Annotated in this window: 1 pseudogene; it reads right to left on the bottom strand. The window is 37.2% G+C overall.

Annotated elements, in window-relative coordinates:
• Nucleotides 1–444: pseudogene (locus FS935_RS23540) on the bottom strand (hypothetical protein); the annotation flags it as partial.

Raw genomic sequence — 444 nt, 5'->3', positions numbered from 1 at the left:
GTTGAACCATTTTGTACAATCGGTGAAATGAAAAGTGGTTCTTGTGCTTCAAGTGCTGTATTGTAATAGATTTTCTGCTCTCTAATCGCTCGATCTAAAAGGGAACCTGGTATCATTTTTATTGAGGCATCAGGCTGGAAGGTACTTTCTACCGATTTAACCGCTAGCCTCAAATATCCACTAGATTGCACAAGATAAATGGCAAATCTACTTGATTTCAGAGATCTTTCCAACACAGAAATCGCTCCAGTAAATAAGGCCTCTGGCTCAAGATTATCAAGCTGTTTGACAGATTCATAGATCTTCCCTACTCCGTCTTCCGTTCGTAAAATTTGCTCTCTCATTTCTTCTTTTACCTGAAGTGTATCTTTGTAAATTGAAGATAAAAATGCATATTTAGACTGTGCTGAGGCTAATTCATCTTTCGTAAATTGAAGAACAATT

The organism is Metabacillus litoralis (genome assembly GCF_007994985.1).
GTDB lineage: Bacteria > Bacillota > Bacilli > Bacillales > Bacillaceae > Metabacillus > Metabacillus litoralis.
This window is presented reverse-complemented; position numbering and strand designations above follow the sequence as displayed.